The sequence below is a fragment of the Streptomyces incanus genome (assembly GCF_042656345.1).
Classification (GTDB): Bacteria; Actinomycetota; Actinomycetes; order Streptomycetales; family Streptomycetaceae; genus Streptomyces; species Streptomyces incanus.
On sequence record NZ_JBHSPC010000051.1, the window covers coordinates 35,761 to 48,720 of the forward strand.

Genomic DNA, 12,960 nt, shown 5'->3' on the forward strand with positions numbered 1-12,960 from the left:
GGCGGCCGGACGCGCGGGAGTGGTGACGCTCACGGCGGTGCTGATGATGGGCGTGCCGGGCCTGCCCGCGGGGCAGGAGGCAGCCGCCGCAGGGGTTTTTGGGACGTATGCCTTCGATGAGGGTGCGTCGCGGGTCGAAGGAGCCCTGAGCACCGCCGACGCCGTACGGCTGGAGACCGGCCGCACCTACCGGAGCACCCTCCCGCCGAGCGGCCCGGTCCACTACCGCCTGGAACTCGACGACACCTCGGACGTCTATGTCGCCGCCACCGCCGTCCCGCCGGGCGGCAGCAGCGCCGCTGTCATCGACGGCGTCAAGGTGTCCGTACAGGACGGTGACGGCCGCTCCTGTGACGTGGACACGGTGACCTTCGGCGCTGCCGCCAGCCCGCACCCGGTCGCCGCGTGGGTCGTGCGCGAGATCTCTCCCAGGCGGTCCCTCTGCAAGGACGCCGCTACGTACTACGTGACCGTCGAACGCGCGGATCCGGACGGGAAGGGCGCCTCCCCCGATGCCTGGGAGCTGGAGCTCACCACCGTGTCGGAACCGCGGCCGGCGCAGACCGGAGCGACGACCGCGCCGGACACGTGGAACTCCGCCTCGCCCGATCCCGTCGCCGGGGAAGCCCGACGGCGTGCCGGCGGCGCCGGTTTCACCGAGGCCACCCCTCTCGGTGAGGGAGTCTGGCGAGACGACATCCGGCCCGGCCAAACGCTCTTCTACAAGGTCCCGGTCGGGTGGGGCCGGCAGGTCAGCGCCACCGCCGAACTGGGCAGTTCGAGCTCGGGTGGTACCGGATTCGTCCCCGCCGCCCTGGACATGGACCTCTACAACCCCGTACGCGGACATGTCGCGGACGTGGGCACCGGCTACGACGGCAGGCAGAAGTCGAGCAGCCTCCCCCCGCTGCCCCACGTCGCGTACGCCAATCGGCATGCACCCAACAGCCAGGTCGCGGCGATGCGTTTCGCAGGCTCGTACTACCTCGTCGCGCACCTCGCGGAGAAGGTCGCGGAGGACTTCGGCGACGGGCCCGTCCCGCTGACGCTGCGGGTACGCGTGAGCGGGACGGCACAGGACGGGCCCCGATACGTGGGGGAGCCCGTGCCGTCGGACGTCTTCGCGGCCGGTGAACAGGACCACGAGGCGGTGGCGGACGGGCAGGCGGCGGGTCGGGCAGCGAACGACGACACCGTGATGACGGCGCTCGCGGTGGGCGGTATCGGCACCGGCAGCGCACTGCTGGTGGGCCTCGGGGTGTGGACCATGGCGGCTCGGCGGAGAACCGTCTCCCCGGACAGGCCCTAGGGAGGCAGCTCCTGGGACGACAGTCCACAGGGTGGCAGGGTGGCAGGGCGGCAGAGCTTCAGATTCGGGTGAGCGCCCAGAACCCCACGGCGTAGCAGGCCAGGGCCAGGAGCAGGAGAGGGACGGCCACCCGCGCGGGAGGGCCGGGGCGGCGACGGCGTCGGCTGCCCGCTCCGTGCCGGGGACCTGCCCTGCCTTGAGACGGGGCCTCAGGGACCCCGGCGGTGTATTCGGCCGTGGAGGGATCGGCGCGGTGCGACGCGGGGCGGGGATGCGTGGACGGCTGGGGCAGGGGGGAGTGCAGAGGGTGGGTGGGGTCGTGAGGGGATACGTAGGACACGTGGCCGGCGTGGGCGGCCTGCGGCTGCGTGTTGTACGACGGCTGGGGCAGCCCCGGCACCTGATGCTGTGCCGGTAACGGTGTCTGTGCCGGTGGCGTGTGGGTGTGATGGGGCGGAGCGTGCGCGGGCGCGGGGGAGGGCGCGACGGTGGCCTGGGGCGGTGGCAGGTGGAAGCTGCCGGTGTCCGACATGGAGGACGGCTGCGGCGGGACGGACGGTGCCGGAGGGGGGACGGTATCGGGGCCGGAGGCGGGTGTCCGGGTGGTGTGGGGGGCGGAATGTGGTGCCGGGGCGGTGCTCTGGCGGGGGTCGGTGGAAGTGGTACCGCTGCCCAGGGAGGACGAACCGGGTGACGCCGGAGTGCTGTCGCCTCCGCCTAAGGGCTGAAGCATCGGGCTTGCCGGTCCGGCACCCGCCGGTCCGAGGTCTCTTGGGCGGGGGTCTCTTGGGCGGGCGTCCCCCGGGCGGCCCGTCTCCTCGTGCTTCGGATGGTGACCCTCCACTTCGGGACGGCCCCGGCCCGAACGCACGCCCAGGGCCGCCTTCAGCGGGCCGTCGAGGCCGAAGCCCGGGGGAAGCGGGCCGAGTTGGTCGAAGACCTCGATCACTTCGTCGTCGGGGCCGGGTTCCGGGAGCAGCTCCCTGGCAGCCGCCAAGGCCTTGCGCGCCCCCGTGGCCGTACGGAACCGTGCCTGCGGGTCCGGCTGCAGCAGTGTCGCCACGACCTGCCACAGCGGCTCGGGGACGCCCTGGGGAGCGCCGGGCGTCCCGTGCTCATCGAAGTACTGGATGAGGGCCTTGGCGTCCGGTTTGGCACCCTCCAGCAGATACAGCGCGACCAGGCCCACGGCGAACAGGTCTGCGGGGAAGTCCGGTTCGGAGCCCATCATCTGTTCCGGCGCGAGATAGCCGGGCGTGCCCACCACCAGGTCGGTCTCGGTCAGGCGGGGCTCTCCGAGCCTCATGGCGATGCCGAAGTCGGACAGCCGCAGCCGTGGCGTGCCCGTGCCGGTGGCCTCCAGGAGGATGTTGGCGGGCTTGATGTCGCGGTGGACGACGCCTTCCGTGTGCACCGCGGTGAGTCCCGCCAGGAGCTGGTCGAGCAGGGTGCTGACGAACACCGGCGGCAGGGGACCGTAGTCGCCGATGAGGTGGACCAGCGAACCGCCGGCGACCAGGTCCATGGTGAACAGAACCTTGTCGTCGTCGGCGGCCCAGCTGGTCGGGGCGAGTACATGGGGGTGGTCGATCCGCAGGGCCTGCTCGCGCACGAAACGGAGCAGGGAGTGGGCGTCGCTCTGCAGCAGGACCTTGGCGGCCGCGTAGCGGCGGCGACGGTGGTCCCAGGCACGCCAGACGGCACCGACACCTCCGCGCCCGATCGGGTCGGCCAGTTCGTACCGGCCGGCAAAGACCTCACCCATGGCTGTGCGTCGCTCCTCCCCCAGCGGTGCCGTGCCTGGCCCTGCCCTACCCCTTCTGCCTCACGCCGACTGCTTTCCCTCGGCTGCTTCCCCGTGACGAGTGGTTCGGCCCCCCCGGCTGCCCCTCCCGCGTTTCCGGCCGCCGGCCCCCCTCCGGCGGCCGGGGCCTCAGCTCTGGTGGGACTGGTAGTGCGTGACCGCGTCGGAGGTGCGGCCGGCGCCGTAGACCCGGAGGAACTCTGCCAGTTCGGGGTGGGTCGGGGCGAGGGTGTCGGCGGCGTCGATGATGTCACCGGCGGCCGCCACCGAGCGCAGCAGAGACTGGATCTCGCGCACCACCCGCTTGACCGTGGGCGCCCCCGAACCACTTGTCGTCTGTGTGGTGTTGCTGAGTACCGAGCCGCCCTGCGACTTCTTGACCTCCTCCATGCGCTCGGTCGCCTCGGCCGCGCTGACGCTTCCGTCCGCGACCTGTCCCGCCAGGTCCTGCAGCAGCTGTACCCGCTGGACCACAGCAGGGTTGCCGATCTTCGCCCGCTGGCCGCTCATCAGCTGCGACAGCATCGGAGCGGACAGTCCCAGCACCCCCGCGAGACGAGCCTGGTTGAGGCCGAGGTCGTCTATGAGCTTACGGAAGAGCGCCCCCAGTGGCTCCCCGTACCAGTTCCGCTGCAGTTCCCGCGCTCTTGCGGTGGCTTCCTGCTGTGCGGCGTCCATTGCGTCTCCCCATCGCTTCCCCAAGAACCGTGCTTCGCTGTAGCGAACCACGCCGAGCATCTTACGGAGAGTGGTCGGTCGCGGGGACCCCCAATCCTTTTTGCGGAACCCCCCGGGTGACCCGGTACTCTAGTTCCGGCGCCCACCCGGATGTCCTTCTTCCTGGTGGACGCTTTGCCCACGGGGCCTTAGCTCAGTTGGTAGAGCGCTGTCTTTGCATGGCAGATGTCAGGGGTTCGACTCCCCTAGGCTCCACAAGGAAGCCCCTCCCACCTGCGGAAACGTAGGCGGGGGGGGTTTTGTCCGTCGACCCCGTTTCCCTGCCCCCTGCCCCCGGTCCCGGCTTCCCGTCGCCCGGCTTCCGTTCGCCGCTCCGGGGACCTGTTTCACGTGAAACAGCCCGGTGGGGCAGGAGATGCCGAACTCTCCTGCCCCACCGGGCTGTTCATGCCGCAGGCGGGCGTGCCGCCGCGCGCGGACAGACCTACGGCTATTCGTCGCGCTTGGCCTCCTCCTCGGCCTCCTTCGCCCGGACCTCGGGGTCGAGCGTGGCTCCGCGACTGCCGTCCACCGACGTCAGCGTGCCGGACTCCCGGGCATCGGTCGCGGGCGGCGGCTCCACCAGCCAGTCCGGGTTGGCCTGCTTGTCCCACCACTTCCAGGCGGCAAAGGCACCGCCGGCAACGGCACCCAGGACGACGATCACCTTCGCGGCACGGCCGGCCTTCGCGCGCCGCTGCTGCTTGCGGACCAGCTTCTGGATCTGCTGGGCCGATACCTGACCGCGCAGGGCGGCCAGCACCGCCGCGCTGCGCGCCGCCGCCTCGTCCTTCGCCGGGCCGGCGGCAGCCCTGGCCTGCTCGAGCCTCGGCCGGGAGTAGTCCGCCGCCTGCTGGGCGACCTTGCGGGTGCGGGCGGCGGCCTCATGGGCGGTCAGGTCGACCTTCGACGGCACATGGGTGCGAGCCTGTTCCAGGTACGGCTGGACATGGGTGCCGTACTGGACAAGAGCATGCCCTGCGGCCTGGGTCACCTTGGGCGCCAGCCGTACGCGTGCCTCCTGCGCGTAGTGTGCGGCCTTCACCTTGGCTGTGTCGGCGTAGGGCGCCACCACGTCCGCGGCGTGCAGCACGCTGTCCTTTGCCGAATCAGTCGCGGCGCGCACGCTTTCGATGCGGGTCACGGTTCCTCCTCCTCGGTGGCGTACGTTTTTCGACTGTCCACCCTTTTACGGATCATGCCTCCCGCGTCGACGCTGGGCATGTGCGGGCGGGCATACGGGTGCCGATGGCATTGATCGAGTGCAATAACGGATGAATGCGGGGGAACGGGAGCTAGTCGTCGACAATGCCACGGATCGTTGCCGAGTGCCCCCGTCGCGGCGGCACTCACCCGGTTTCCGCAAGCTGTTCGGCCCTGTTGCCCCTGTGGACGGGCGTCGGGCGACTGTGCGCCCCGTCCGTGCGAGGATCAGGGCGTTACGGAAAGACAACGGAAGGCACACCGTGGCTGACCAGCTCTACGCCACCCTGAAGACCAACAACGGCAACATCGAGGTCCGGCTCTTCGCGAACCAGGCGCCGATCACCGTCAAGAACTTCGTCGAGCTCGCCAAGGGCGAGCGGGAGTGGACGCACCCGGAGACCGGGGCGAAGTCCACGGCCAAGCTCTACGACGGCACGGTCTTCCATCGGGTGATCAGTGGTTTCATGATTCAGGGCGGGGACCCGCTGGGCAACGGCACCGGCGGTCCCGGCTACCAGTTCGAGGACGAGTTCCACCCGGACCTGCGCTTCGACAAGCCCTACCTGCTGGCGATGGCCAACGCCGGTCCGGGCACCAACGGCTCGCAGTTCTTCATCACCGTCTCTCCGACGGCGTGGCTGAACCGCAAGCACACCATCTTCGGTGAGGTCACCGACGCCGCGAGCCAGAAGGTCATCGACACCATCGCGGCCGCGCAGACCAACCCGCGTACCGACCGTCCGCTCAATGACGTCGTCATCGAGTCGGTCGAGATCCGCGAGGGCTGAGGACGGCCCTGTCCCCGAGGAGTGCGCAAGCCCCCCAGAGGGAACCAAACGCCCCGCTCATCCGTAAGGATGAGCGGGGCGGGGCTTTTCCACACGACCTAGGGGATCTCATGGACGACCAGGCTGCCGGCAGCCCGCAGGACACCCATGGCGTCCTCGTCTGCTATCGCCACCCGGACCGCGAGACCGGCATTCGCTGTACCCGCTGCGAGCGTCCGATCTGCCCCGAGTGCATGATCAGCGCCTCGGTCGGGTTCCAGTGCCCCGAATGCGTCCGCGGAGGCTCGGGCACCGGCCACGCACCCACGACCTCCATGCCCCGCACGATCGCGGGCGGCACCATCGCCGCGGACCCCCGGCTGGTCACCAAGATCCTTCTCGGGATCAATGTCGCGGTGTTCATCGCGGTGCATGTCTGGTCGTCGCTGCTGGGCCATCTCGTGCTGATCGGGGCCCGGCCCCCAGCGCCGTTCTCTCCCACCGAGGGTGTCGCCGAGGGCGAGTGGTACCGCCTGGTCACCTCGATGTTCACGCACGAGGAGATCTGGCACATCGCCTTCAACATGCTCAGTCTGTGGTGGCTCGGTGGCCCGCTCGAGCAGGCCCTCGGCCGGGCCCGCTATCTCGCGCTCTATCTGATCTCGGGTCTGGCGGGCAGTGCGCTGACCTATCTGCTGGCCTCGGGATCCACGGCCTCGCTCGGTGCCTCCGGCGCCATCTTCGGGCTGTTCGGCGCGACCGCGGTCCTGGTGCGCCGGCTCAACTACGACATGCGGCCGATCATCGTCCTGCTGGTGATCAACTTGATCTTCACCTTCGGCTGGAGCAACATCGCCTGGCAGGCTCATATCGGAGGGCTCGTAGCCGGTGTCGTGATCGGGTACGCCATGGTTCATGCCCCGCGGGAGCGGCGGGCGCTGATCCAGTACGGGACCTGTGCACTGGTTCTTGCCGCAGTCGTGTTGATGACCCTGGTGAGGACGGCCCAGCTCGCCTGAGTGCAAGTTGTCCACAGCATGTGGCGGATCTTGTGCACACAGTGCGAGAACATCTGTGCCCGATGTCACTGATTGGCGTTTCCCCAGGTCAGGGACTTGCGAACAAGCATTCGGTTACTGGTGTTTCTGTTGCGGGGGCGTCAACGTTCGATGGGTTATCCACAGATCGTCGTTTCTTTTCCCCACGCTGTGGAAACGCCTGTGGATAACTCGGTGGACAGTCCTGCCCAGAGCTGACGACAGCCCTGCCCGGAGCTGTCGGGCAGCTCCGGGCAGGGCTTGGTCCAGTGGGCGGTGAGCCCTGCCGGACGCTACTTCCACTGCGTCGAGACGCCGAATCCGGCGGCGATGAAGCCGAAGCCCACCACGATGTTCCAGTTGCGCAGATCGTCGATGGGCAGCTGGCCGTCGGTGACGTAGAACACGACGATCCAGGCCAGGCCGATCAGGAACAGGGTCAGCATCACGGGCGCGACCCAGGCGCGGCTGGTCAGCTTGAGGGCGGTCGTCTGCTTCGCCGGCGGCGGCGTGTAGTCGGCCTTCTTGCGGATACGTGACTTCGGCACGAGGGTCTCTCCTGTCGATGCGCTGCGTGGCCGCGCAGGGAACTGGGTCGGGCTCGGGGCGGTTGGAAGGGGACTCCGAGCGCTCCCCGGGCGTCCGTTAGCGTAGTCCTTCCGTGGCGCTGAAGGAGATAAGGGTACGTTGAGCAATTCTGCCGACTCTCCCGGAACGGAATCCAGCCCTGCCCGCAGACAGGGTTTCCGGCCCGTCCGGATCCTCACCGCGGGTGTCTTCGCCCTCGCGGGTCTGCTCTTCTTCACCAGCTTCAACACAGCGAAGGGGACCAACATCCGCACGGACGACTCGCTGCTGAAGCTGTCCGACCTCATTCATGAGCGCAGCCGCAAGAACGGTGAGCTGGAGGAGTCCAACGGAGCCCTGCGGGATGACGTCGAGTCCCTCGCCGAGCGCGATGCCGGCAGGAGTGCGGCGGAGGACGACGAACTCGCGGGCCTGGAGCACCGCGCGGGCACGCAGGAGCTCAAGGGCGAGGCCGTCACGGTCACGCTCGACGACGCTCCGCCGGACGCCACCGCCAAGCTTCCCGGATACCCCGAGCCGGAACCCGACTACCTGGTCATCCACCAGCAGGACCTCCAGGCCGTGGTGAACGCGATGTGGCAGGGCGGTGCCGAGGGCATCAAGGTGATGGACCAGCGGCTGATCTCCACCAGCGCGGTGCGCTGTGTGGGCAACACCCTGATTCTCCAGGGCCGCGTCTATTCGCCGCCGTACAAGATCACGGCGGTCGGTGACCCGGAGAAGCTGAAGAACGCGCTCGCGGCCTCCCCGTCGATCCAGAACTACATGGTGTACGTCAACGTCTACGGGCTCGGCTGGAAAGTCGAGGACGAGGGGCCGGTGACGCTGCCCGGCTACTCGGGCACAGTGGACCTGCACTACGCAAAGCCCGTGGAGTAGAGGCCACGGGGCAGACCCTGGACCGGGACGGGCTCCGGGAGCGAGGCCGGGAGCCGCCGGTGCGTGTGATCGTCAGGACCGTCAGCGAACTGTGCATCACCGTCGGCACCCTGATCGTGCTCTTCGTCGTCTACGTCCTCTTCTGGACCGGGGTGAGGGCCGACCAGGTCATGGACGACCAGATCGCCCTCCTCGAGGACCAGTGGGCGAGTGGGAGCGCCCTGCCGACCGCCACGCCCACGCCTGCGCCCGTGCCCGCCCCGAGCTCCCGTACCGGCGCCGGCCCTGTCGGCACTGCGAAGCCGAAGCCGTACGCCGAGGGAAAGCCCTTCGCGATCATGTACATCCCGCGCCTTGGTTTCACGTGGAACAAGCCCGTGCTCGAGGGCACGGAGAGCGGCATCCTGAAGAAGGGCCTCGGTCACTACGCGAACACCGCGCAGCTGGGCCGCGAGGGCAACTTCGCCGTCGCCGGCCACCGGCGCACCCATGGCGATCCGTTCAAGGACTTTCCCCGGCTGGGGCGGGGCGACGCGGTGGTGCTGACCGACGGGGTGACCTGGTTCACGTACCGGATCGACCGGGGCCCGTACAAAACCGTGCCCACGGACATCGAGGTGATCGACCCTGTGCCACGTACTTCCGGGTACGCACGTCCGGGCCGCTACCTGACGCTGACGACGTGTGAACCGGAATGGGGGCACAGCCACCGGTTGATCGTCTGGGCCCACCTGGACTCCACGCAGCCTGTGGAGGCCGGGAAACCGGAGGCGTTGCGCCGCTAGTCTGGTGACGTACGGCGTGGGTCTGGTGCCGTGGTGCGACGGAAGGGACGGCATGTACAGCTGGATCTGGCGGCATCTGCCGGGGAACGGATGGGTGAGGGCACTCATCTCGCTCGTGCTGATCATCGCTGCGGTCTATGTCCTCTTCCAGTACGTCTTCCCCTGGGCCGAGCCGCTGCTGCCCTTCAACGATGTGACGGTGGACAACCAGTGAGCGCGCGCATTCTCGTCGTCGACAACTACGACAGCTTCGTCTTCAACCTGGTTCAGTACCTGTACCAACTGGGCGCCGAGTGCGAGGTCCTGCGCAACGACGAGGTGTCGACGGCGCATGCACAGGACGGGTTCGACGGTGTGCTGCTGTCCCCGGGGCCCGGCACTCCCGAACAGGCCGGGGTCTGTGTGGACATGGTGCGGCACTGTGCGTCGACCGGGGTGCCCGTTTTCGGTGTCTGCCTCGGCATGCAGGCCATGCAGGTGGCCTACGGCGGTGTCGTGGGCCGTGCCCCCGAGTTGCTGCACGGGAAGACCTCGCCGGTCGAGCACGAGGGCAAGGGCGTTTTCGCGGGCCTGCCTTCACCGTTCACGGCGACGCGCTACCACTCGTTGGCCGCCGAGCCGGCCACCGTGCCGAAAGAGCTGGAAGTGACGGCCCGGACGCCGGACGGCATCGTGATGGGTCTGCGTCACCGTGAGCTGTGCGTCGAGGGCGTGCAGTTCCACCCCGAGTCGGTGCTCACCGAGCACGGCCACCGGATGCTGGCCAACTGGCTGGTGGAGTGCGGGGACGAGGGAGCGGTGGCGAGATCGGCGGGGCTCGCCCCGGTGGTGGGCAGGTCGCCGGCGTGACCGCGCTGCGCCCCGAGCGCGAGTCCGGCGCCGGATACGGAGAGCCCTTCACGGATGGCTTCTCGTACGGCACCGACGGCGAGCAGGGGACCTCGTACGGGCAGCAGCAGCCGTACGAGGCACCCGGCACGCTCGGGAGCGGCGACTGGTACGACACCACCCAACAGGGCGCCTACCCCTACGGCGGCGCAGGTGCGGCCGGCAGTGGTGCGGCCGGCAGTGGTGCGGCGGGGGCCGGCGACGGCACCGCGTATCTGCCGCCCGTCGACGAGCACGCGTATCTGCCGCCCGTCGACGAGGAGACGATGGCGCTGCGGATCCCCGACCCGTCGCAGCGCGTGGAGCGCACGCAGCGTACGGACGGCACGGGGTACACGACGGGCACGGACGGTGCTGCGGCGTACGGAGTGAACGGGGCGAACGGGGCGCGCACGGAGTCCCCGGCGGGTCCCGGGGGCCGGGCGGCACGCAGGAAGGCCGCCAAGAGCCGCCACGGGCGCCGTGGCGGCGCGAACAGCCTCTCCGAGGACTGCGATACTCCGCAGGGCCACAGCGAGCCCCAGGCGCCGCTCTCGCGCGTGGAGGCGCGGCGGCGGGCCCGGGAGCGGAAGGTGAGCCCCGCAGTCGTCGCGAGCCGGGGTATCGGCGAGGTGTTCATCACCTGCGGTGTGCTGATGCTGCTGTTCGTGACGTACCAGTTGTGGTGGACGAATGTGCGTGCGCAGGCACAGGCCGGCCAGGAGGCCAGCGATCTCCAGAAGGACTGGGCCAACGGCAAGCGCAATCCAGGGGCGTTCGAGCCGGGGCAGGGTTTCGCGCTGCTGCACATCCCGAAGCTGGACGTGGTCGTGCCGATCGCCGAGGGCATCGACAGCAAGAAGGTGCTCGACCGGGGCATGGTGGGCCACTACGCGGAGGGGGCCCTGAAGACGGCGATGCCGAACGACAAGAAGGGCAACTTCGGGGTCGCGGGGCACCGCAACACGCACGGGGAGCCGTTCCGGTACATCAACCGCCTGGAGCGGGGCGACCCGATCGTCGTGGAGACGCAGGACACGTACTTCGTCTACAAGATGGCGTCGATCCTGCCGGTGACGCCGCCGAGCAACGTGAGCGTCCTCGAGCCCGTCCCGAAGGGATCGAGCTTCACCGGACCGGGCCGCTACATCACGCTGACCACGTGCACACCGGAGTTCACCAGCAAGTACCGCATGATCGTCTGGGGCAAGATGGACGAGGAACGGCCGCGCAGCAAGGGCAAGCCGGATGCGCTCGTCAGTTAAGGGCAGAGGAAACGTGGCAGCGACCGCCGACGACACCGAAGAGCACACCGCCATGCCCGCGTCACCGTCGCCTCCGGGCCGCCGCCGTATGGGACCGGGTGCGATGCTGGTCAGCGCCCTCGGGGAACTCCTCATCACCGCGGGCCTGGTGCTCGGCCTGTTCGTCGTCTACTCCCTGTGGTGGACGAACGTGCTCGCCGACCGCGCCGCGGACAAGCAGGCGGACAAGGTGCGGGACAACTGGGCCCAGGGACCCGGTGCCGGCACAGGTGACGGTCCCGCCTCCTTCGACAGCCAGAACGGCATCGGCTTCCTGCACGTGCCCGCGATGGGCGGCGACGACATTCTGATCGAGAAGGGCACCACGCTGAAGGTGCTCAACGACGGTGTCGCCGGCTACTACACCGACCCGGTGAAGGCGACCCTGCCGATGTCCGGCAAGAAGGGCAACTTCTCGCTGGCCGCGCACCGGGACGGCCACGGGGCCAAGTTCCACGACATCCACAAGATCAAGGACGGCGATCCGATCGTCTTCGAGACGAAGGACACCTGGTACGTCTACAAGACGTACGCGATCCTTCCCGAGACCTCGAAGTACAACGTGGACGTCCTCTCGAAGGTCCCCGGGGAGTCCGGCCGCAAGAAGGCCGGCCACTACATCACGCTGACGACCTGCACGCCGCTGTACACCAGCAAGTACCGCTACGTCGTCTGGGGCGAGCTGGTCCGCACGGAGAAGGTCGACGAGGACCGGACACCGCCGGAGGAACTGCGCTGAGGCGACTGAGGTACTTCAAGTAACTCAGTCGCCTAACATGGCGAAGACCCGAAGCCGCAACTTGCTCTTGCGGCTTCGGGCTTCTGCGATCCGCCGTTACCGCAGAGCCTTGAGGCGCACTCCGGCGGTCCAGGCCTCGACTTCCTCCCGATTGACCGTGACGACCCCGGTCAGGTCGGCGATCGCCTGAGACTCATGGCTGAAGTTGCAGGTGGCGACGAAGAGCGCGAGGTCCACACGGTTGATGGCCCGCGCCGCGCCCGCGAACTTCTGCAGGTCGGCACTGGGCACCGTCGAGCGGCCGGACCGGTTCTTGCACTGGACGGCCACGGTCCGCCCGTCCGCGGTGCGGCCGGTGATGTCGATGCCCCTGTCGCTGCGGGCCTGCCGTACGACGACATCGGTGCAGCCGTCGCGCCGTAGGAGATCGGCGACGTGCTGTTCGAAGGCCTGCCAGGTCATCGCCTGGAGCGTCGACCGGACGTTCTCCGCGGGGGCCGCTCCTTCCAGGGTGGCGAGACGCTTGTGGTGCCAGCACATCCTGCGCTCGACGTTCTCGATGTCCTCGCGGAGCTCGATGAGCTCGCGGCGGTGTTCACCGGATGCGGCGATCAGGGTGTTGAACATCGGCACGACCGTCCTGCCGAGGATGTGGGTGATGCGCTGGTCGATGCGGTCGTCGAGTGAGACGGGTTCGGTGGGGACCGGGTTATCCACAGGCTGTGTGCGCGCCAGATACTCCATGTCCAGGAGGTAGGCACGTACCTGACGTGCTACTTCGCTGTCCCGGAGCAGCATGGCGACATTGAGGACGGCGCGGCGGGAGTAGATGGTGAGGCTCCGACGGGCCTGTGGATGACTGACCTTTGAGAGTGACTTGTTGTCACTCTCGAATTGTCGCAGGTCAGTCTCCCTGTTCCCTTCGGGTACGCCTTGCTGGCGTGAAAACATGGCTGCG

14 protein-coding genes and 1 tRNA gene are annotated in these 12,960 nt (G+C 68.8%); 10 read left to right on the forward strand and 5 right to left on the reverse strand.

The window, feature by feature from the left end:
• The first annotated feature begins 22 nt into the window (after positions 1-22).
• A complete protein-coding gene (locus ACFP2V_RS19325; protein ID WP_381213612.1) occupies positions 23-1,309 on the forward strand; it encodes a hypothetical protein in 1,287 nt (428 codons plus the stop codon).
• Positions 1,310-1,367: 58 nt separating this feature from the next.
• Here the strand turns inward: ACFP2V_RS19325 and ACFP2V_RS19330 are convergent, their stop codons facing one another.
• Both ACFP2V_RS19330 and ACFP2V_RS19335 read right to left on the reverse strand, forming a co-directional pair.
• Positions 1,368-3,074, reverse strand: a complete 1,707-nt coding sequence (locus ACFP2V_RS19330; protein ID WP_381213615.1) for a protein kinase domain-containing protein — start codon at positions 3,072-3,074, stop codon at positions 1,368-1,370.
• Between the two features lie 168 nt (positions 3,075-3,242).
• The gene (locus tag ACFP2V_RS19335) at positions 3,243-3,791 is read right to left on the reverse strand and encodes a helix-turn-helix domain-containing protein (RefSeq protein WP_381213618.1); all 549 of its coding nucleotides are present in this window, start codon (positions 3,789-3,791) and stop codon (positions 3,243-3,245) included.
• A 182-nt stretch (positions 3,792-3,973) separates the two neighbouring features.
• Here ACFP2V_RS19335 and ACFP2V_RS19340 point away from each other — a divergent pair.
• A tRNA-Ala gene (locus tag ACFP2V_RS19340) sits at positions 3,974-4,046 on the forward strand.
• A gap of 235 nt (positions 4,047-4,281) precedes the next feature.
• Here ACFP2V_RS19340 and ACFP2V_RS19345 read toward each other — a convergent pair.
• Positions 4,282-4,974, reverse strand: coding sequence for a DUF5324 family protein (locus ACFP2V_RS19345; protein ID WP_381213621.1), 693 nt, complete (start codon positions 4,972-4,974; stop codon positions 4,282-4,284).
• Between the two features lie 322 nt (positions 4,975-5,296).
• On the opposite strand from ACFP2V_RS19345, the gene ACFP2V_RS19350 reads away from it, so the two are divergent.
• Together ACFP2V_RS19350 and ACFP2V_RS19355 are read left to right on the forward strand one after the other, a co-directional pair.
• Positions 5,297-5,824, forward strand: a complete 528-nt coding sequence (locus ACFP2V_RS19350) for a peptidylprolyl isomerase (RefSeq protein ID WP_381213624.1) — start codon at positions 5,297-5,299, stop codon at positions 5,822-5,824.
• Positions 5,825-5,934: 110 nt separating this feature from the next.
• The gene (locus ACFP2V_RS19355; protein WP_381213628.1) at positions 5,935-6,822 is read left to right on the forward strand and encodes a rhomboid family intramembrane serine protease; all 888 of its coding nucleotides are present in this window, start codon (positions 5,935-5,937) and stop codon (positions 6,820-6,822) included.
• Between the two features lie 311 nt (positions 6,823-7,133).
• Here ACFP2V_RS19355 and crgA read toward each other — a convergent pair whose 3' ends face one another.
• The gene (crgA, locus tag ACFP2V_RS19360; protein WP_381213631.1) at positions 7,134-7,388 is read right to left on the reverse strand and encodes a cell division protein CrgA; all 255 of its coding nucleotides are present in this window, start codon (positions 7,386-7,388) and stop codon (positions 7,134-7,136) included.
• 139 nt (positions 7,389-7,527) lie between these two features.
• Between crgA and ACFP2V_RS19365 the strand changes: the two genes are divergently transcribed.
• From ACFP2V_RS19365 to ACFP2V_RS19390, 6 genes are read left to right on the forward strand one after another with little or no spacing between them, the layout of a single operon-like run.
• Entirely contained in the window at positions 7,528-8,307 is a 780-nt protein-coding gene (locus ACFP2V_RS19365; RefSeq protein ID WP_381213633.1) for a DUF881 domain-containing protein, read from the forward strand.
• Positions 8,308-8,366: 59 nt separating this feature from the next.
• The gene (locus ACFP2V_RS19370; protein ID WP_381213636.1) at positions 8,367-9,092 is read left to right on the forward strand and encodes a class E sortase; all 726 of its coding nucleotides are present in this window, start codon (positions 8,367-8,369) and stop codon (positions 9,090-9,092) included.
• A gap of 52 nt (positions 9,093-9,144) precedes the next feature.
• Entirely contained in the window at positions 9,145-9,306 is a 162-nt protein-coding gene (locus tag ACFP2V_RS19375) for a hypothetical protein (RefSeq protein ID WP_381213639.1), read from the forward strand.
• Complete coding sequence (locus ACFP2V_RS19380) at positions 9,303-9,941, forward strand: aminodeoxychorismate/anthranilate synthase component II (protein ID WP_381213642.1); 639 nt, start codon at positions 9,303-9,305, stop codon at positions 9,939-9,941. Before ACFP2V_RS19375 ends, ACFP2V_RS19380 begins: the two co-directional genes overlap by 4 nt.
• Positions 9,938-11,224: a class E sortase gene (locus tag ACFP2V_RS19385; protein WP_381213645.1), complete on the forward strand. Its 1,287-nt coding sequence runs from the start codon at positions 9,938-9,940 to the stop codon at positions 11,222-11,224. Before ACFP2V_RS19380 ends, ACFP2V_RS19385 begins: the two co-directional genes overlap by 4 nt.
• 13 nt (positions 11,225-11,237) lie before the next feature.
• Positions 11,238-12,002 (forward strand): class E sortase, encoded by a 765-nt coding sequence (locus ACFP2V_RS19390; RefSeq protein ID WP_381213648.1) that lies wholly within the window; start codon positions 11,238-11,240, stop codon positions 12,000-12,002.
• A 96-nt stretch (positions 12,003-12,098) separates the two neighbouring features.
• On the opposite strand, the gene ACFP2V_RS19395 is transcribed toward ACFP2V_RS19390, so the two are convergent.
• A partial coding sequence (locus ACFP2V_RS19395) for a restriction endonuclease (RefSeq protein WP_381213651.1) occupies positions 12,099-12,960 on the reverse strand: 862 nt, incomplete at its 5' end.